This window comes from Streptomyces sp. S3(2020), assembly GCF_013044505.1.
Classification (GTDB): Bacteria; Actinomycetota; Actinomycetes; order Streptomycetales; family Streptomycetaceae; genus Streptomyces.
This window is the reverse complement of sequence record NZ_JABERD010000022.1, coordinates 36,334-55,029: the sequence shown is the minus strand read 5'-3', so window position 1 is coordinate 55,029 and position 18,696 is coordinate 36,334. Positions and strand designations below refer to the sequence as shown.

Below are 18,696 nucleotides of genomic sequence, written 5' to 3'. Positions count from 1 at the left end.
TCAGCCGAGGTTGTTGCCCCACAGGGACTTGTCGTCGCTCTTCAGGCTGGCCACGCCGCCGTAGGTGCCGCCGTCGGCGGTGACGAGCGGGGCGGAGAGCTGGTCCTCCAGCAGTCCGTCGCGGACCTGGATGATGGTGCTGTCGTGGTCGGTCTTGCCGGGCTTGAACGTCTTGCCCGCGATGGCGGCCTTCAGGTAGTAGAGGGCGTACTTGGCGTAGAGGTCGGCCGGCTGCGAGACGGTGGCGTCGATCTTGCCCTCGGCGATCGACTTGAGTTCCTCGGGTATGCCGTCGTTGGAGACGACGAAGACGTGCTTCTTGTCGGACGGGTCGACCAGCAGACCCTTCTGCTTGAGGACCTGGAGGGTGCCGGCCAGGGCGAAGCTGGACTGCATGTAGACGCCCTTGATGTCCGGGTTGGCGGTCAGGTCCGTCTGGAGCTTCTGCGCGGCGACGGCACCGTCCCAGTTGGTGGCCTCGCCGAACACCTTGATGTCCGGGTAGTTCGCCTTCATGCACTCGTTGAACGCCTCGGTGCGGTCCCGGCCGTTGATGGAGTCGAGGCCGCCCTGGAGCATGACGACCTTGCCCTTGCCGCCCAACTTGGTGCCGAGGTACTGGCACGCCTTCTCGCCGTACGCCCGGTTGTCGGCCCGCACCACCATGAACACCTTGCCGCTGTCGGGGCGGGTGTCCACGGTGACGACCGGGATCTTCTTCGCCTCCAGCTGCGCCAGGGTGGGCGCGATCGCGGCGGTGTCCTGCGGGGCCATCGCGACACCCTTGACGCCCTGGCTGATGAACGTCTGCACGTTGGCCGTCAGCTTGGCGACGTCGTTCTGCGAGTTGGTCGTCTTGAGGGACAGCCCGAGCTGCTTGGCGTAGTCCGGCGTGTACTTGATGTACGAGTTCCAGAAGTCGGTGTCGGAACGCGGGTAGTCGACGCCCACCAGGGGCTTGCCGTCGGACGTGGTGGCGGAGTCGCCGCCGCTGCCGCAGGCGCTGAGCAGCGCCAGGGCCGACAGGACGGAGACGGTGGTGGAGAGAGCGGATCTGAGCCTCATTGCTACTTCCTCGCGCTGGTCCGATGGACGACGATCCCTTGTAGAGATGGGATGTTTGTATAGGGGCGGGTTCGGTTCTGTCCAGGGGTCGGAAGCCGATACATGCTATGTCTTGGTAGGTGCACATCCTCAAATAAGGGATAGAAAGCACATAACGGCCGCCAGTTGGTGGACATTCATCCCTGCGCGAAGGTTGACACTGGCTGGTCATGTGCACGAACTTCGTGCGTAACATCCGGCACTTGCGGCCCAAGAGCAGTGCGCCCGAGCCCCCACCGAATCCGGGAGTAGCCCATGTCGTCAGAGAGACTGTCCCGTCGTACGTTGCTGGGCGCGGCGGGTGCGGCCGTGGCCGCGACCGCGCTGCCCGTAGTGCCCGCGTTCTCGGGCCTGTTGGGGGAGGCGATGGCCGCCGACGCGCAGACCAACCTGAGCAATCTGGTGGACCTGCGGTTCGGCATGTTCAACCACTTCAACCTGGGGACGTTCACGAACGAGGAGTGGGCCGCGCCGAACCAGAGCCCGACCCTGTTCGCCCCGACGGCGGTGGACTGCGCGCAGTGGGCGGCGGCTGCCAAGGCCGCGGGGATGAGCTACGGGGTCCTGACGACCAAGCACCACGACGGGTTCGCACTGTGGCCCAGCGCCTACGGCACCCAGAACGTCGCCAACAGCTCCTACCCGCATGACGTGGTCCGCCAGTACGTGGACGCGTTCCGCGCGCAAGGACTGAAGATCGGCCTGTACTTCTCGATCTGGGATCGTACCTACGACGTGCAGGCGTACGACACCCGCCACGGGGTGGCCGCCGACCAGACGATCGTGCCCGGCGACCTCACGTTCATCCTGAACCAGATCACCGAGCTGCTGACGAACTACGGGACGATCGACATGTTCGTCACCGACGGCTACGCCTGGCAGATGGGCCAGCAGGCGGTGTCGTACCAGCGCATCCGGGAGCATGTGAAGTCCCTCCAGCCCGACACCGTCATGATCGACCACGGTGGGCTCTCCGTGCCGTTCCTCGGCGACGCGATCTACTTCGAGGAGCCGCTGGGCATCACGGCGCCGACGGGGAACACGTACGCGGCGCTCCAGGGGCAGACGATCAGCAACGGCTGGTTCTGGCACCCCTCCACGCCCACCACCGACCCGTTGAGCAAGGCGTCGATCCTGTCGCATCTGGCGGACCTGGAGCCGAAGTACACCTCGTTCATCCTGAACTGCCCGCCCAACCGCAACGGCGTGCTGGACACCAACATCGTGACCCGGCTGGCCGAGGTCGGCGCAGCCTGGAGCCCGAACACCTCGCGGGCGCCGCTGCCGACGCAGATGCTCCGCGCCGAGCATCCCGTGACGCCGGTCAGCGCGTACGCGACCGGGTTCCACACCGGTGAGGGCCCGATGAACGCGATCGACGGCCTCAGCGACAAGGGCTACGAGACGTGCTGGTCGACCTGGAGCACCACGCCGACCAGCGGCACGCTGGCGCTGCCGCAGTCGATCACCGTCGACCTGGGCGGGGTGTGGAGCAACGTCTCCACCCTGGAATACCTGCCCAAGCAGTGGAGCCGCAGCGAGTCCACCGACGGTGACATCACCTCGTACACGATCTCCACCAGCACCGACGGGGTCACCTTCACCCAGGTCGCGAGCGGGACGTGGGCGGGCACCCGGGCCACCAAGGTGGCGGAGTGGACGGCGCGCAACGTGGGCTACGTCCGCCTCCAGGTCAACGCGGCCACCGGGAACTACGCCAACGTCGGCGGACTGCACATCGGAGGCCGCACCGCCAAGCCCGCCCTGGTCTCCACGGTCCTGCCCGGCAACAGCACCGTCTACCGCATAGTGAACCGGGGCAGCGGCGAGGTGGCCGACGTGTACAACTTCGGCACCGCCAACGGCACCAACATCCAGCAGTGGCCCTGGCTGAACAACACCGCCCAGAAGTGGACCTTCACCTCCACCGGCGACGGCTACTACAAGATCAAGAACGTCAACAGCGGCAAGCTGATGGAAGTGGCCGGTCTCTCCCGGGCGGACAGCGGCGACGTCAGCATCTGGTCCGACGCCAACGTGCCCCAGCAGCACTGGGCCGTCACCCCGACCGGCGACGGCTACTACTACCTCACCAACCGGCTCAGCGGACTCGCCCTCAACGTCGCCGGCGGCTCCACCGCCGACGGAGCCAACGTCGACCAGTACACCTACACCCGCGCCGTCCAGCAGCAGTGGCAGATCATCGCCCTCTGACCGCCCTGGGCGGTGCCCCGGATGCGCCGAACGTGGCATCCGGGGCACCGTCCGGTCGACACCGTCAGAACGCAGAATCGAGAATCCCGAGCACGTCCGCTTCCGTGGGCTGGAGCGGCGCGTTGCGGGTGACGGCGTCCGCGAGAGCGCCCCGCGCGATGGAGCCCAACATCCCTCGGTCCACGCCCAGTTCACGCAGCGGCTGCTTGACATTGAGTTCGCCGGAGATCTCCCGCACTGCGGCGATGGCGGCTCCCGTCCAGTCGCCGTCCGCCGGTTCGGGGAGCCGGAGAGCGCGGGCCGTCTGCTCGTAGGCCTCCCGCGCGGCCGGGGCACTGAACTCCAGGACCTCGTCCAGTACGGCGGCCAGGGCGACGCCGTGCGGTGTGCCGGTGTGGGCCGTGAGCGCGTGGCCGATGCCGTGGACGAGTCCGAGACCGGAGACGGTGAGGGCCTGACCGGCCAGATGCGCGCCGAGCATCAGCTGAGACCTGGCCTCCAGATCGGCTCCGTCACGGTGGGCGGCGGGCAGCCAGCGGCCGACCATGGCGACGGCCTGGGTCGCGAAGGCCACGGACACCGGGTTGGCGCCCCGGGAGGCCAGCGACTCGATGCCGTGCACCAGGGCGTCGATACCGGTGGCCGCGGTGATCCGGGGCGGCAGCCCGAGCGTCAGCTCCGGGTCCAGGAGGGCGATACGGGGCTTGACCGACGGATGCCCCAGATAGACCTTGCGGCAGGCGGCGGTGTCCTCGATGACCCCGAAACCGTTGGTCTCGGCACCCGTGCCCGAGGTGGTGGGGACGGCGATCAACGGCAGACCGTCGAGGGCCTCCCACAGACTGTCCGCGTCAGCGGCCGCCGCGTCCGCGTTGCCGACCAGCAGCGAGATGCCCTTGGCGGCGTCGAGCACGGAGCCACCACCGAGCGCGACGACGACGGCGCGTCCGAAGGCCCGGGCCCGGGCCGCGCCCTCGTCGACGTTGCCGGTGGAGGGGTTGGCGCCGACACCGTCGTACACCCCGTACTCCAGGCCCGCGGCGTCGAGGACCTTCAGTACCTGGTCGACGACCCCGGCCGCGCGCAGCCCGCGGTCCGTGACCAGGAAGGCCCGGCTCATGCCGAGCGACGCGATCAGCTCGGGCAGGTGCGCGATGCGGCCGGGTCCGAACTCGATGCGGCAGGTGGGGTCGATGGTCAGTTGGCCGGTGGTGAACTCGCCCATGGTGTACGGCTCCTGGATCGCGGCGGGTCGTGCGGGGGTGGCGGGCCGGGACGGCCGGATCAGACGGCGGTGAGGGCCGCGCCGTCCGGCGCCTCGGCGGGATGCGGCAGCCGGAACTCCCGTCCGGCCAGGGCCTCGTACAGCCGTACGGGGCTCATCTCGCCCGCCAGATCGCCGTGTTGTGCCTTGGAGCGGCGGTAGATCTGCTCGACGAGCGCGGACAGTTCCGTGGACACGCCCAGGTCACGGCCCAGGTCGACGGCCAGCCCCAGGTCCTTGCAGGCCAGGGCCATGGCGAAGGAGTCGTCGTAGTCGCCGTCGGCGAGCACGCAGAGGATGTCGTTCTCCAGGAAGTGGGAGGCCGCCGGACTGGCGAGCAGCGCACCGCGCATGACCCCGAGGTCCACGCCCGCCTTGACACCCATGGCGAGCACCTCGGAGGTGGCGACGAGGTGGCTGAACCACAGCAGGTTGATCATCAGCTTCACGGTGTAGCCGGTGCCGAGCGGGCCGACGTGCAGCACCTTGTCGGGGTCGCCCATGACCTCGAACACGGGCAGACACATCCGGAAGTCGTCCGCCGCCCCGCCGACGAATATCTGCAGCGCGCCCGCCTCGGCGCCGCGTGCCATACCGCTGACCGGTGCGTCCAGCCGGCGCACACCGCGCCGGTCCAGCACCTCGGCGGCGATCCGGTCGGCGGCGGCCGGTGTGGAGGTGGACATGTCGATCCACAGGGAGCCCTCGGGGAGCGCCTCGGCGGCCCCGCCGCGCAGGAGCACGTCCTCGACGACGCGCGGATTGGGCAGCATCGTGATCAGCAGTTCGGCGTCGGTGGCGCACTGCGCGGGGGTGTCGGCCCAGCGGGCGCCGAGCGCCAGGTGCTCGGCGGCGGCCTCGGGGCGGGTGTCGTACACGGTGACCAGGTGTCCCGCGTGGATCAGGTGGCGGGCCATGTGGCGTCCCATGTTGCCCAGGCCGATGAATCCGATCCTCATCGTTGTCCTCGCTACGGCTCTGTAGAAGTAAGGCGGGGGTGAAGTGGTGGCCGTTCAGGCCAGGTTGATCCAGGTGGTCTTGAGCGCCGTGTAGGCGTCGAGCGCGTGCAGCGACTTGTCGCGTCCGGCGCCGGTGGCCTTGAAGCCGCCGAAGGGGGTGATGACGTCACTGGCGTCGAAGGTGTTGATCCAGACCGTGCCGGCCCGCAGTCGGCGTGCGGTGCGGTGGGCGACCGACACGTCCTGTGTCCACACCGAGGCGACGAGGCCGAATTCGCTCTCGTTGGCGAGGCGTACGCCCTCGTCGACGTCCCCGTCGTACGAGATCACGGCGAGGACCGGTCCGAAGATCTCCTCCTGGCCGACGACGGACGTGTTCCGCACGCCGTCGAGCACTGTCGGCTCCACGAAACTGCCGCCGGACCCGGCGAGAGCGCGGCCGCCGCCGAACAGCACCGTCGCGCCGTCGTCCTTGCCCCGCTCGATGTAGCCGAGGATCCTGCCGAGTTGCCGCCTGTCGACGACGGGACCCAGCACCGTGGCCGGGTCGAGCGGATCGCCGACACGGAAGGTGTCGGCGGTGATCCGGCGTACCGTGTCCAGGAGTCGGTCCTTGACCGACGCGTGGACGACGACGCGTGAACCGGCGTTGCAGGTCTGGCCCGCGTTGTAGAAGACGCCCCAGGCCACGGCGGACGCGGCGGCCTCGATGTCGGCGTCGGCCAGCACCAGTTGGGGCGACTTGCCGCCCGCCTCGACGGCGACCTGCTTGCCGTTGGACTCGCCCGCGTACACCTGGAAAAGCCGGGCGACCTCCGCCGAGCCCGTGAAGGCGATCTTGTCGACCTCGGAATGACGGCCCAGGGCCTGCCCCGCGACCTCGCCACGCCCGGGTACGACGTTGAGCACACCGTCGGGCAGTCCGGCCTCGGTGGCGAGCGCGGCCAGGCGCAGGGTGGCCAGCGAGGTCTGCTCGGCGGGCTTGAGCACCACGCTGTTGCCGGTGGCCAGGGCGGGTCCCAGCTTCCAACTGGCGATCAGCAGCGCGTAGTTCCAGGGCACGACCGCGGCGACGACACCCAGCGGCTCCCGGGTGATCAGGGCGAGGGCGTCGCCCGGTGTGGGGGCGACCTCGCCGTAGGTCTTGTCGATGGCCTCGGCGTACCAGGCGATGGTCTCGGCGGTCTTGGCCACGTCGACGCGCACCGATTCGGTGATGGGCTTGCCCATCTCCAGGGTGTCCAGGAGGGCCAGTTCCTCGGCGTTCGCGAGGATGAGGTCGGCCCAGCGCAGCAGGACGCGCTTGCGTTCCCTGGGGGCGAGGTCACGCCAGCGCCCGTCCTCGAAGGCGGTGCGCGCGGAACGTACCGCCCGGTCGACGTCCTCGGCGCTCGCGGCCTGTACGTCGGCGAGTACGGCGCCGTCGCGCGGGGAGACGGTCGGGAAGGTGTCGCCCGAGGTGGCGTCGGTGAAGGACCCGTCGAGGAACAGCCGGGTCTCGAAGGTGAGTTTGCCCGCGGCGGCCAGCCACTCGTCGTGGGACCGGTGCAGCAACTCGTCAATGGAGTAGGTCACTTGATCCTCCAGCGGTCGATCGCGTCCTCGTCCAGCTCGATCCCGAGTCCGGGCTTGTCCGGCACCTCCAGCTCGCCCTCCGGGTTGACGCGGATCGGCTCGGCGAGCATGAAGTCGCGGCGTTCGGGGGTCCATCCGGGCGGGTCGTAGGGGAACTCGAAGTAGGGGCCGCCGCCGACGCCCGCGGACACGTGCAGGTTGGCGAGCACCCCGATGCCGTTGGTCCAGCTGTGCGGGGTGAACTGACGGTGCTTGAGGTGGGCGAGTTCGGCCAGCGTGCGGGCGCGCTGCATACCGACCGCGAGGACCACGTCCATCTGGTAGATGTCGAGGGCGTCCTCTTCGAGGTAGCGCAGGAGTTCGGTGGGGGAGTGGTGCATCTCGCCCGCGGCGATGCGGACGCCGGGGTTCTCGGCGCGCAGCCGCTTGAATCCGTACAGGTCCGCGTAGGGCAGCGGCTCCTCGACCCAGAACACGTCGAGTTCGGCGAGGCGCGCGATGATCTTGCGGGTCCTGGCCAGGTCGGAGGCGTTCGCCGTGTCACCGGCCATCCGCCAGGACTGGTTCAGGTCCACCATGATCTCGAAGTCGTCGCCCAGTTCCTCGCGCACGGCGCGCACGGCGGCGATGCCCTCGTCGACGTGGCCCCGGTCGATCCGGATCTTCAACGCGCGAAAGCCCGCCTCGCGCACCATGAGTGCCGTCTCGACCCGCTCCCGCGGAGACTTGAGTTCGCCGGAGGACGCGTACGCGGGCAGCTTCTTCGCCGTGTTGCCGAACAGCTCGGACACGGGCCGGCCGTGCACCTTGCCGACGATGTCCCACAGCGCCGCTTCCAGCGGCCAGTAGTGGGCGCCGTGGAAGTTCGCCGTCTCGATCGCCCTGACGTGCCGGGTGATGTCCAGCGGGTCCTCGCCGACGAACAGGTGCTTGTACGTCTCGAAGCCGTCCATCAGGTCGCCGGAGCCGATGCCGGTGATGCCCTCGTCGGTGTGGACGCGGACGATGGTGGCGTCGAAGTGGCGCCGCGGCTCGGGGTCCCAGGCCGCGTGGAAGGGCGGGTCCAGCTCCAGCCGCAGGCGGTCCAGCGTGATGTCGGTGATCTTCATCGGGCGACCGCCTCCGCACTCGGTGTGTAGAACGGATTGGCCGGGCCTTCCTTCGCGGCGGCCAACACGTCGTCGATGGTCGGGGTCCCGCCGACCGCGGCCCGCACCGCGCCGTACGCGGCGGCGCGCTGGTTGCGGAAGGAGAGGTCCAGGTCGTCGACCTCGGGGTTCACCCACACCGCCGCGACGATGAGCAGGTCGTCGGCCTCCGCGGCCGGGATCAGGCCCTCGTCGACCGCGTCCACGATCCCCTGGGCCAGGCCCGCCTGCGCCGACCCCCAGGTCGCCCGCTGGTGCAACTCGCCCTCGGCGGCGGCCTTGTTGACGAACAGGGTCAGCGGTTTGACCGGGAGCGACGGCCGGACGACCGTCATGAACGGGACGTGCCCGGTGCTCGGCGTGGCCAGCGCCGTCGTCCACGCCGTTTCGACCGGGCCGCCCTTGCGGCCGATCACGATGTTGGTGTGCGCGGCATTGGCGCCGTCACCGACGAAGGACTCGCCGATCAGAGCGGCCGGGGCAAAACGGGAGGGCATCGGAGCTCCTGAACCTCTGGAAGCGGGGATCCATCGAGAGAGCGGGACGAACCTCGCATTCGGCGCAGTTCATCCGGCCCGATGCGGCGAATCTAGGTCTGTCGCCACGCCGTCGCAAGGCGATGACGTGAATCGAAACGTCGGTTGCTCTGCTGACAACTCCCACGCTGACCTGGGGTTCCTTCGTTGGGGACGGGCCTAGGATGACGCCTGTGACGGACACCCCCAACCCTTCCGCCGCTCCGCGCGGCCACGGTCTGCGGCGTGACATCGATCTGCTGGAGGCCCTCGCCTCGGACGAGGCGCAGAACGCCGGCGGACTGGGCGTCGTACGCCTCGCGCAGCTCGTCGGACGGGAGAAGACCCAGATCTCGCGGGCGCTGAAGGCCCTGGCCGCCGAGGGCATCGTCGAACGCGATCCGGACACGCTGGAGTACCGGCTGGGCTGGCGCCTCTTCTCCCTGGTGGCCCGCACCTCGGAGAACCGCCTCGTGCGCATGGCCGAGCCGGTCATGCACGCCCTGTCGGCGGAACTGGAGGAGACCAGCCACCTGTGCGTGCTCAGCGACCGTGAGGTACTGACGCTGCTGTCGGTGTCCGGACACTCCTTCCGTGTGCACGGCTGGGAGGGACGAGGCGTGCCCGCCTGGCAGACCTCGGCCGGCCGGGTACTGCTGTCCGACGCCACACCCGACGAGCTGTACGTCCGCTTCGGCACCACCGGCGAGATGCCGGTCCCCGAACTCTGGGCGCTGATCCAGACGGCAGGGAAGGCCGGCTACGCGCGCGTGACCGAGGAGTTCGAACCCGACCTGGTCGGTGTGTCGGCGCCGATCCGCGACTTCCGCGGCCGGGTGGTCGCCGCGATCAACATCTCGGCGCCGAAGGAGCGGCTCGGCGAGCGCCTCGACCGGGCGGGCCGCACCACAGCCGTCGCCGCGGCACGGGTCTCGGCGCTCCTCGGCTGGGAGCCACGGCGCACGGCCTGGCCCAGAACACGCCTCACCTGACGACCGGGGCAGTCGCCGACACCTCCGCGCATGATCGCCGAGTTGCCCTGACAGCAACCACCATTGCGATCCGCCGGAGTGCTCTTGTCGACGGTGTGAGCCGCTCGTAAATTCACCGCGCATCGGACGAGTCCCCGTCCGGAACGGAGAAAAGAGCAGCCCATGACCTTCGTCGGCATCGACACGCTCGCCAAGGCCCCGCTCGCCGACGGTGATGTGTTCGTGGGTGGCCGCTGGCAGGCGGCCACGGACCGCCGGACGTACCCGGTGCACGACCCGGCCACCGGCGAACTGGTCCGCGAGGTGTCCGCGGCCGGCCCGCGCGACGCGCTCGCCGCGATCGAGGCCGCCCGGGCGGCGGCCGAGGAGTGGCGTGCGACGCCGACCCGGCGCCGCTCGGAGATCCTGCACGGCGCCTTCACCCTGATGCGGGAGCACACCGACACCCTTGCCCGCCTCATCGTCCTGGAGAACGGCAAGGCCTACCGGGACGCGGCGGCCGAGGTCGGCTACGCCGCCGAGTTCTTCCGCTGGTTCGCCGAGGAGGCCGTACGCGTCGGCTCCTCCTTCGGCGACGCCCCGGCCGGCGGCTATCGCCATGTCGTACGCAAGCACCCGGTCGGCGTCACCGCCTTCGTCACGCCGTGGAACTTCCCGGCCGCCATGGCCGCGCGGAAGATCGCGCCGGCACTCGCCGCCGGGTGCCCCGTCCTTCTCAAGCCCGCGCCGGAAACCCCGCTCACCGCCCTCGCGGTCGCCGCGCTGCTCACCAGGGCGGGCCTGCCGGACGGACTGCTGAACGTCCTGCCGACCGACCGCGCCCCGGAGGTCGTCGGCGTCTGGCTCGGCGACGAGCGGGTCCGCAAGTTCTCCTTCACCGGCTCCACCGCCACCGGCAGGATCCTGCTCGCCCAGGCCGCCGCCAACGTCGTCAACGTGACCATGGAACTCGGCGGCAACGCCCCCTTCGTCGTGTGCGAGGACGCCGACGTCGACGCCGCCGTGCACGGCGCGATGGACGCCAAGATGCGCGGCGGCGGCGAGGTGTGCATCGCCGCCAACCGCTTCTACGTCCACACCTCCGTCGCCGCGGAGTTCACCGCGAAACTGGGCGCCGCGATGGCCGCCGTACGTACCGGCCCGGGCCTGGAGGAGGGCGTCACCCTCGGGCCGATGATCAACCGGGCCGCCGTCGACAAGATCCGCTCCCTCGTCGACGACGCCGTGGCACGCGGTGCGAGCATCGCGGCTCGCGGCACGGTGCCCGACGGACCGGGGTACTACCACCCCGCGACCGTCCTCACCGGCGTACCCGACGACGCCCGCATCCTGCACGAGGAGGTCTTCGGCCCGGTGGCGCCGCTGACCACCTTCACCGACGAGGACGAGATGCTGACCCGCGCCAACGCGACCAGCCACGGCCTCGCCTCGTACGTCTACTCCCGCGACGTGGCCCGTGCCCTGCGCATCGCCGAACGGCTGGAGGCGGGCATGGTCGGCCTCAACCGCGGCCTGCTGTCCGACCCGGCCGCGCCGTTCGGCGGCGTCAAGCAGTCCGGCCTCGGCCGGGAGGGCGGTCGCGAAGGCATCGAGGCCTTCCTGGAGACGCAGTACATCGCCCTGGACTGGCCGACGGCGCTCTGAGCACGACCCGTCCCCGTCCCCATCACCCCGTCCCCTCCTCTCCCCTTGAGCTCTTTCCCCGCTCTGTTCCGACGCGGGCCGGGGCACCGCCCCGCCCTGTCCGGACACCGAAAGACAAGGACCGCACATGGCAACGACGCCTGCGACCCAGGATCCGACCGGCACTTCACCCACCGCCGACGCGGCCCGCGAGCGTGATCGCCGCCGACTGCACACCAAACTGAAGCTGGCCACTCAGATAGGCCAGGGCATCGACGGCTACATCATCGGCGGCATCGGCATGGCCATGGCCGCGCTCACCACCGACCTGCACCTCTCCACCCTCATGGAGGGACTCGTCGGCGCCTCACCGTTGATCGGCATCTTCTTCGGAGGCCCGATCTTCGGACGCCTCGCCGACCGCTACGGGCGGCGCCCGGTCTTCCTCCTCGACATGCTGATCTTCCTGATCGGCTCGGTGCTCCAGTTCTTCGTCGCGGACGGCCTGCAACTCTTCCTCATCCGCCTGGTGATGGGCGTGGCCATCGGCGGCGAGTACGCGATCGGCGCCCCGCTGCTGTCCGAGTACGCGCCCCGCAAGGGCCGTGGCCGTCTGCTGGCCAGCCTGGAGATCAGCTGGTACGTCGGCTACGCGGTCGCCACCGTGGTCGGCGCCCTGTTCGCGGACGTCGACGGCGGCTGGCGCTGGTCGCTGGCCAGCAGTGCCGTGATCGCCGTGGTCTGTGTGGCCCTGCGCGGCGGGGTTCCGGAGTCGGCGCGCTGGCTGCTGAGCCGTGGCCGCCGGGAGGAGGCGGAGGCGCTGATCGCCAAGTACGGCATCGAGGTCGACATCGACGCCGAGCTGGACGAGCGCCGGGAGAGCCACCGTGAGGGCTTCCGTGCCCTGTTCAGCCGTAAGCATCTGCGCAGCACTGTGTTCGCCAGTGTCTTCTGGGCCGCGCTGGTGCTGCCGTACTTCGCGATCGGCACCTTCTGGACCCAGGTGTTCGAGGCGCTGAACATGGGCGACAACGCGGTCGCGGCCCTCCTCGTCTACTCCTTCACCGCGGTGGCGGGCGTGACCGTGGGCTGCCTGGTCGTGGACCGCATCGGACGCCGCAAACTGCTGATCCCGCCCTTCTGGATCACGGCGGGCTGTCTCGCCCTGGTCGCGGCGTGGCCGTCCTCCACGCCCGTCATCGTGGGCGGCTTCCTGTTCTTCATCTTCCTGAACGCGGCCTCCAGCGCCCTGACCGCGATCTACCCGCTGGAGGTCTTCCCCACCTCCCTGCGCACCACCGGCGTCGGCTTCGCGACGGCGATGAGCCGGATCGGAGCGGCGATCGGCACCTTCCTGCTGCCGATGGGCCTGGACCGTTTCGGCGCGGAGTTCGTGCTCCTGATCGGTGCCGGTGTGCTAGCCCTGGGCGGCCTGGTGTCGCAGTGGCTCGCACCGGAGACGACGGACATGGACCTGGCGAGGGCGGCGCGCGCCTCACGAGGGTGATCCTGTGAGGCTTCCCCGCGCCTCGGCGGAGAGGCGCGAGAGCGCTCAGCTTTGCGGGGAGCCTGGATATGCCAAGGTGCCGACGGGACTGAAAGGGGTGCCGCGGCACCGTTTGGCGCGTGGATTGCGGCACCTACTGCTCTGAAATGCGGGTGTCAATCGCCGCTAACGTGAGCCGAGTTCACGTTTGAAGTCGTTGTGGAATCCTTGTCTCGAGAACCAGGAATCCGGGTTGTCAGTTTCCCTGATACGTCGTCAATCTCCGTGGTGATAACGGAACGAGCAAGATGCCAATACTGCTTGTTCGGGTTCGATGGCACGTGTAAAGGTGTGCCTGTTGGCCTGCAATCAAACTCCTGTCCCTCTACTGTGCGTGCCGGCGAGCCGGTCGGCCGCCGCGTTCCGAAAGAGCGGTCGAGGGATCCGCAGCTCGCGGCCACCTCGGCGAGCCTGCGGGAGTTGCATGCCGCTTGGTGTGGACCAATTACTGCGTTGTCGTGAGAGGAATTCGAACGTGGATGACGCGGCCCTGTCACCCCCCACTCTCGTGCACTTGTTCGGTGTCGCAGATGAGCAACTCGCAGCCGAACTGAAGAAGTGCTCGACAAAGAGGCCCGGCCACTATCCCGTTGGTGAACTGTTGGATCGGCACTGGGAAGCGGTGTTCGCCTATGCGTGCCTGTGTGCCAGTGGCACACGGGCGGCAGGAATACTCACCTCGGCAGCCTTTACGAGGCTGTTCGGGGAATCGTTGCGGCAGGCCGGTCCCACTGAGGCCTGGAGGCCGCAACTTCTCGTCGCGGTACGCCGGATCGCCGCCGAATGGGATGGCGATCACAGGCGGAAGATGCTCCACCCAGACTTGCTCTCGCATAGCGACGGCCGCAGTCGTGCCGCGGCGCGGCTGCTTCCCCTGGACCAACGGCGTTTGCTGGCACGGGCGTTCCGGCAGCTACCAGAACCTGGCCGCTGTCTGCTGTGGCACACGGAGGTCGATGCCGAGCCGCTGGAGATACCTGCCGAACTGCTCGGCATGGACATGGAAGAGGCGCGTGTCGAGCTTGACCGGGCTCGGGAGCAGCTGCGGGGCGGCTGTGTCACGGCACACCGTGAGTCCGCTTCCGCGGAGGAGTGCCGACGCTACAACCGAATGCTCGACGTCACCTTCCGGCGCGGCGGAGTCGACATCGATCCCGATCTGCGGTCTCACTTGGCACGCTGTGCGTACTGCCGCCTCGCAGCCCACGAACTGGAGCGGTTCAACGGTTCCCTCGGGCTTCCTCTGGCCGAAGCGGTACTCGGGTGGGGCGCACGCGAGTATCTGGAGGGCCGGCCGAGACGGCGCGGGGACGTCGTCGAGCAGGAGCCGGCCGCAACGGCCGTCACATACCCCGCCGAGCGGGCTCCGGACCCGGCGCCGACCGACGACCGGAACACGACCTCGCGGGCAGTGACACGTCAGGCCCAACGGGACCGTCGACGGCGCCGGAATCTGGCCCTGGGGGTGTTGATGGTGAGTGCTCTCACGCTGAGCACCGTCGTCCTGTGGTCGGTCCTGTCCGACACCGACCGGACGGTCGAGAGCGGTACGGAGCCCTCTGACGAGTCCGCGATCGACTCAAGCCCGGGACCGGGAGAGCAACCGTCCGGGATCGGTGGTGGCGATTCTTCGGGCGCCCTCGTGGGCAGGTTGCGCAACATGGAGAGCGGGCTCTGTGTCGGCATCAAGGGCAAGGAGCCGGTGGCGGGCACCGAGGTCGGGTTGACCGACTGCTCTTCCGAGGCGAGCCAGCAATGGTCGTACGAGTTCGACGGGTTGATGCGCAACCTGGCCGATCCCGACCTCTGCCTCGACTCCAGCCTCAAGTACTCGATCCGACTGGCACCCTGCACGGGCGTCACCGATCGCAAGGCCAAGGCGGTGCGCTACGACTTCACCCTTGAAGGCACAGTGCTGCCCCGCTGGAACTCGAAACTGGCTCTCGCGCCCGTCGCCGCCGAGGGCAAGTCGGATCTGGTCCTCAAGACGAGGGACGGTGGTGACACGCAGCGCTGGACCCTCGACGCGTCTCAGCCCTCCCTGGAGCTGAGATCTCTCAGCTGGGGCGCTGACGGCGAAGCCCGAGCTTCCCTGAGTCCGTCCAAGACGCCGTCACCGACAACGTCTCCGGAACCCACGGTCTCCGTGACCCCGACCTCTCCGGCGCCAAGCAACTCCGCATCGGCCCCTGCGGCAACCGTCTGCTCGTCGTACTACGAATGCGACAGCGACGGAGGGTACGGCGACGGAGACGGACGCGGAGGCCATCACGGAGGCGGCCGCCGGTGACCGGCCCCCGCACTCCTCTCGGGTGTCCCGGGTAGGTCCCCCCAACCCACCAGGATTCCGAGCGCCTGAGCCCTGTTCCGCACGTCCAGCTTCCGGTAGACGCTCGTGCAGTGGCGCTCGACGGTCGACACACTGAGATGCAGAGTCGCGGCGATGTCCCGGTTCCGCATGCCGGTCGCAGCGAGGCGGAACACGTCCAGTTCGCGGGTGGTCAGGCGATCCGGGTCGGATGCCTGGGACGTCGACGTGGTGGCCGGGACGTCGACCGTTCGGTACCGCTGTCCGTGCGCCGCCAGGGTGAGGAGTCCCTCGCTCTCGCCGGCCATGCCGATGCGCGACCGCAGCCGTGTGGCCTCCTCGAACAGCCGGGCGGAGTCGAGATCGCGCGCGATCTGAAGCGCCTCGTCGAGCGCGCCGTGCACGACGGCCGAGCCCTTGCCGTCCAAGACGTCCGGTTCGTGGCCGACGAACAGACGGGCCCGCTGGAGGAGGCACCGGGCGATCCACCAGCGGGCACCGAGCCTGCGACTCACCTGCTCAGCCTTCACGTTGGCGTCGTAGGCAGCCGGGAAATCCCCGAGATGCCGCAGCGGTTCGGCGACGAGCCAGCCGACCGGGGCGATAGGGAGGTACGAGGAGAACACGGCGAACTCGTCGTTGTAGGCGCTCAGGGCGTCGCACACGCTTCGGCACAGTGCCGTGTCGCCGGCCAAGGAGGCGGCCTGGGCACGTACCGCCATCTCGTGGGACCACGTGGGGCCCTGCCCGGGCGGCCCGGCTCGACGGAAGGCCGCGCAGAGGGCGCTCATCCCGCGCATCGCGTCCGGGTCACCCGCCGACGCCGCCAGCACCGCTTCGGTACTCGCCCACAATGTCGCGAGCGGCGTGGCCAGGTCCTCGGGAGCGCGGACGGACGACGGGTCGATGTCCAGAGGGCGGCCGGTGTGGGCGGTCCAGGTCATCACCATGGCCGCGGGCATGATGCGCTCCTGCTCGGAGAGGGCCGGGGGCAGCGCGCGCAGCGCCCGCACCAACGCGTCCTGCTTGCCGGACAGCAGGGCACGGGTGGCCCGCAACAGTTCCAGCTCGCCACCGGCCCGGACGTCGGGGACCGACTCGAGCAGGGCCGCGAACTTGGCTTCCAGAGCCGCCAGCTCGTCGGCGTCACCGCGGGCGAGGCAGAGGGCGGTCGAGGCGGGGATCATCCGCCTGAGCGCCGGTGCCGAGTCGGCATCCGGTGCCTCGCCCGCGAGCAGCAGCGCTCGGTCCCATCCCTGCGGACGGCTGTGGATCATCGCGCCGGTCGCCAGGACATGCGCCGCCACGGGGCGGGATACCTCCTGGTGTTCCAGTACCGTGCGGGCCGCATCGTCGGCGAGCGCGAGGGCGGACGGGAAGTCGTCGAAATGGGATGTTTCCGCCGTCAGGGCTCGCAGGCGAGCCGCTGTCGCCGGACTCTCCGTGGAACAGGCGTTCATCGCCGCGCGGAGCAGGGGGACCAGGTCCGTGAAGGACCGGTCCGCCAGTTCCGGAACCCGGGTGGCGGCGGCGAGGTCCGCCACGGCCTCGGCGAACAGGTCGTCGTTGGCCATGGCCCGCGCCGTGCCCACGGCTTCGGAGAGGGTCCGGGTGGCTGTCAGGTGATCCCCGGTGCGGTCCGCGCACCGGCCGAGCACCCTGAGCAGCCAGTACCGTTCGATGTGGCCGGGCCCGCACAGAAGGCCGTACGCGGCGAAGTCGACCGCCTCCTGAGGGCGCCTCTCGGACTCGCACCACAGCGCGGCCCGCAGAGACCAGGAGACCGCGGTTGCCGAGAGATCCCGGACGCCGATGAAGTGGGAGGCGATTTCCGGTGGTGTCCAGTCCGCCAGGTCGTTCGGATCCGCCTCGGTCAGGGCCTGGACCAGAGAGGCACGTACCCGCACCAGGCGCTCTGGGCTGGGCAGCGCCAGGGCCACTTCAGCGAACATGGAGTGACTGAACCGCGCCGAAGGCCGGTCCGGACCGCCCCGGACAGTGACGATCCCGGCTGCGACCGCTCGGTCGAGCACCTCGGACACGGTCTCCGCCGAGTGCACCACGGCCCGGGCCAGCAATGACCGTGAGATGTCGCGCCCGGCGGCGGCGAGTGTGGCGAGAACACCTCCGTGCTCGCATGCGATGACCATCCGGCGCGCCAGGCCGTCCGTCGGCGGATGCCCGGTGGCAGGGGCCCGTGTCGAGTTCTGCGCCAGTGCTTCGCGCGCGGCCAGTTCACGGGCCAGCCGGGGATTGCCCCGAGCCACTCGGACGATCTCACGTTCGGTGTCCGGCGACAGCGCCGTGGGCGCGGTCCGCCGGACGAGCGTCTGGATGTCGGAGTCCCCGAGGGGGCTCAACTCGACCACAGAGGTCTGCGGGTGGCCGCGCCACCGGTACCACGCGGGCGTCCCGGTGTCCTCGGTGGGCATCTCCACGGAGATGCCCACCAGTACGGGGGAGCGCTCGGCGGCGTCCAGCAGCCGGTCCACGAGGCACGCGGACACGGCCTCGGCCCGGTGGGCGTCATCGAGGAACAGGGCGATGGGCCCTGCCGCGGCCTCCATCTCCAAGGCGGTGGCGACTCGTTCGACGAGCTGACGGTCGGCCACCGTGTGCTGCGCCGCCATCCATGCGGCGAGCTCGCCCGCGGGACCCGCGGGCCTTTCCGCGGCCAACTGCGAGGCCACGCTCCGCCATCCTTGGAGCCAGGTGGGGAAGGCACCGTCGACGGGGGCTATCCAGGCGCAGGCCGCTATGCCACGGGCGCGGTCTCTGAGGTTCGCGACGAACGTCGAACGCCCGGCTCCCGGAGCACCCGTGATCAGCAGCCCGGTCCCACGACCTGCCCGCAGGAGGGCGAAAGCCTTGTCGACGATTGCGGATTCGTCGCGAGGGTCCGGGACGCTTCGCATGCCGTATCTCTGCCTGTCGTGCCGGTGAGGGAACGGGTGCTGAGGGGGGCCACCCGCTCAGCGTTGTCGCTGTGATGGCGCAACCAGACCGATTCGGTCCACCGCTGTCTGTTCCCGGCGGCCGGATTACGGCACTGGCCGCGTCGCAAACATATCCGATCAGCTCCGCTGTCCGGTCAGGTCCCGGGCGATACATCCGCTGATGTGACACGGGACACCGTTGTCGCGCCCGCGGCTCACGCGCCTGCCGGGCGCTGCCGGTCATGAGGGGAATCCCTTACGACCGGCTCACGAGGTGTGGGACGCGGTTCGCTCCACGACGGAGCCGTAGCGATGTCTTTACCCACGAACGCCCGAACAGTTGAGGGTTTGCCGTGACGCGGGACCCGGGACGCCGGTGTCATGCTTTCGGCGCCCGTGCTGCACGGCCGGGCGGTTGGCCGTCCGGAGTGGGGGCCGTACCGTCCGTCGCCCAGCAACTCCCGTACTCCACGCGACGGTTGTTTGCACGGTCCGGTAACCGTTGGAGGAGA

12 protein-coding genes are annotated in these 18,696 nt (G+C 69.6%); 5 read left to right on the top strand and 7 right to left on the bottom strand.

Annotation, left to right across the window (positions count from 1 at the left end; genetic code table 11):
* Nucleotides 1-1,065, bottom strand: coding sequence for a sugar ABC transporter substrate-binding protein (locus HLK59_RS10420; RefSeq protein ID WP_171141044.1), 1,065 nt, complete (start codon nt 1,063-1,065; stop codon nt 1-3).
* A 294-nt stretch (nt 1,066-1,359) separates the two neighbouring features.
* On the opposite strand from HLK59_RS10420, the gene HLK59_RS10415 reads away from it, so the two are divergent.
* The gene (locus HLK59_RS10415; RefSeq protein WP_171141043.1) at nt 1,360-3,318 is read left to right on the top strand and encodes an alpha-L-fucosidase; all 1,959 of its coding nucleotides are present in this window, start codon (nt 1,360-1,362) and stop codon (nt 3,316-3,318) included.
* 64 nt (nt 3,319-3,382) lie between these two features.
* Here the strand turns inward: HLK59_RS10415 and HLK59_RS10410 are convergent, their stop codons facing one another.
* Genes HLK59_RS10410 through fae form a run of 5 tightly spaced genes read right to left on the bottom strand, consistent with a single transcriptional unit; the run spans nt 3,383 to nt 8,761 of the window.
* A complete protein-coding gene (locus HLK59_RS10410) occupies nt 3,383-4,543 on the bottom strand; it encodes an iron-containing alcohol dehydrogenase (RefSeq protein WP_171141042.1) in 1,161 nt (386 codons plus the stop codon).
* A 59-nt stretch (nt 4,544-4,602) separates the two neighbouring features.
* Nucleotides 4,603-5,541: an NAD(P)-dependent oxidoreductase gene (locus HLK59_RS10405; protein WP_171141041.1), complete on the bottom strand. Its 939-nt coding sequence runs from the start codon at nt 5,539-5,541 to the stop codon at nt 4,603-4,605.
* Between the two features lie 54 nt (nt 5,542-5,595).
* Nucleotides 5,596-7,116: an aldehyde dehydrogenase gene (locus HLK59_RS10400; RefSeq protein WP_346779691.1), complete on the bottom strand. Its 1,521-nt coding sequence runs from the start codon at nt 7,114-7,116 to the stop codon at nt 5,596-5,598.
* The gene (locus HLK59_RS10395; RefSeq protein WP_171141040.1) at nt 7,113-8,225 is read right to left on the bottom strand and encodes a mandelate racemase/muconate lactonizing enzyme family protein; all 1,113 of its coding nucleotides are present in this window, start codon (nt 8,223-8,225) and stop codon (nt 7,113-7,115) included. Before HLK59_RS10395 ends, HLK59_RS10400 begins: the two co-directional genes overlap by 4 nt.
* Complete coding sequence (gene fae / locus HLK59_RS10390; RefSeq protein WP_171141039.1) at nt 8,222-8,761, bottom strand: formaldehyde-activating enzyme; 540 nt, start codon at nt 8,759-8,761, stop codon at nt 8,222-8,224. Before fae ends, HLK59_RS10395 begins: the two co-directional genes overlap by 4 nt.
* A gap of 203 nt (nt 8,762-8,964) precedes the next feature.
* Between fae and HLK59_RS10385 the strand changes: the two genes are divergently transcribed.
* The 4 genes from HLK59_RS10385 to HLK59_RS10370 all read left to right on the top strand — a co-directional run bounded on the left by HLK59_RS10385 (nt 8,965) and on the right by HLK59_RS10370 (nt 15,230).
* Nucleotides 8,965-9,771: an IclR family transcriptional regulator gene (locus tag HLK59_RS10385; protein WP_171141038.1), complete on the top strand. Its 807-nt coding sequence runs from the start codon at nt 8,965-8,967 to the stop codon at nt 9,769-9,771.
* 162 nt (nt 9,772-9,933) lie between these two features.
* Entirely contained in the window at nt 9,934-11,415 is a 1,482-nt protein-coding gene (locus HLK59_RS10380; protein ID WP_171141037.1) for an NAD-dependent succinate-semialdehyde dehydrogenase, read from the top strand.
* A gap of 127 nt (nt 11,416-11,542) precedes the next feature.
* Nucleotides 11,543-12,901, top strand: a complete 1,359-nt coding sequence (locus HLK59_RS10375; protein ID WP_171141036.1) for an MFS transporter — start codon at nt 11,543-11,545, stop codon at nt 12,899-12,901.
* 514 nt (nt 12,902-13,415) lie between these two features.
* Nucleotides 13,416-15,230: a ricin-type beta-trefoil lectin domain protein gene (locus HLK59_RS10370; protein ID WP_346779690.1), complete on the top strand. Its 1,815-nt coding sequence runs from the start codon at nt 13,416-13,418 to the stop codon at nt 15,228-15,230.
* Here HLK59_RS10370 and HLK59_RS10365 read toward each other — a convergent pair.
* Nucleotides 15,209-18,163: a LuxR family transcriptional regulator gene (locus tag HLK59_RS10365; RefSeq protein ID WP_171141034.1), complete on the bottom strand. Its 2,955-nt coding sequence runs from the start codon at nt 18,161-18,163 to the stop codon at nt 15,209-15,211. The two genes, HLK59_RS10370 and HLK59_RS10365, sit on opposite strands and share 22 nt — an antisense overlap.
* Nucleotides 18,164-18,696 lie beyond the last annotated feature (533 nt).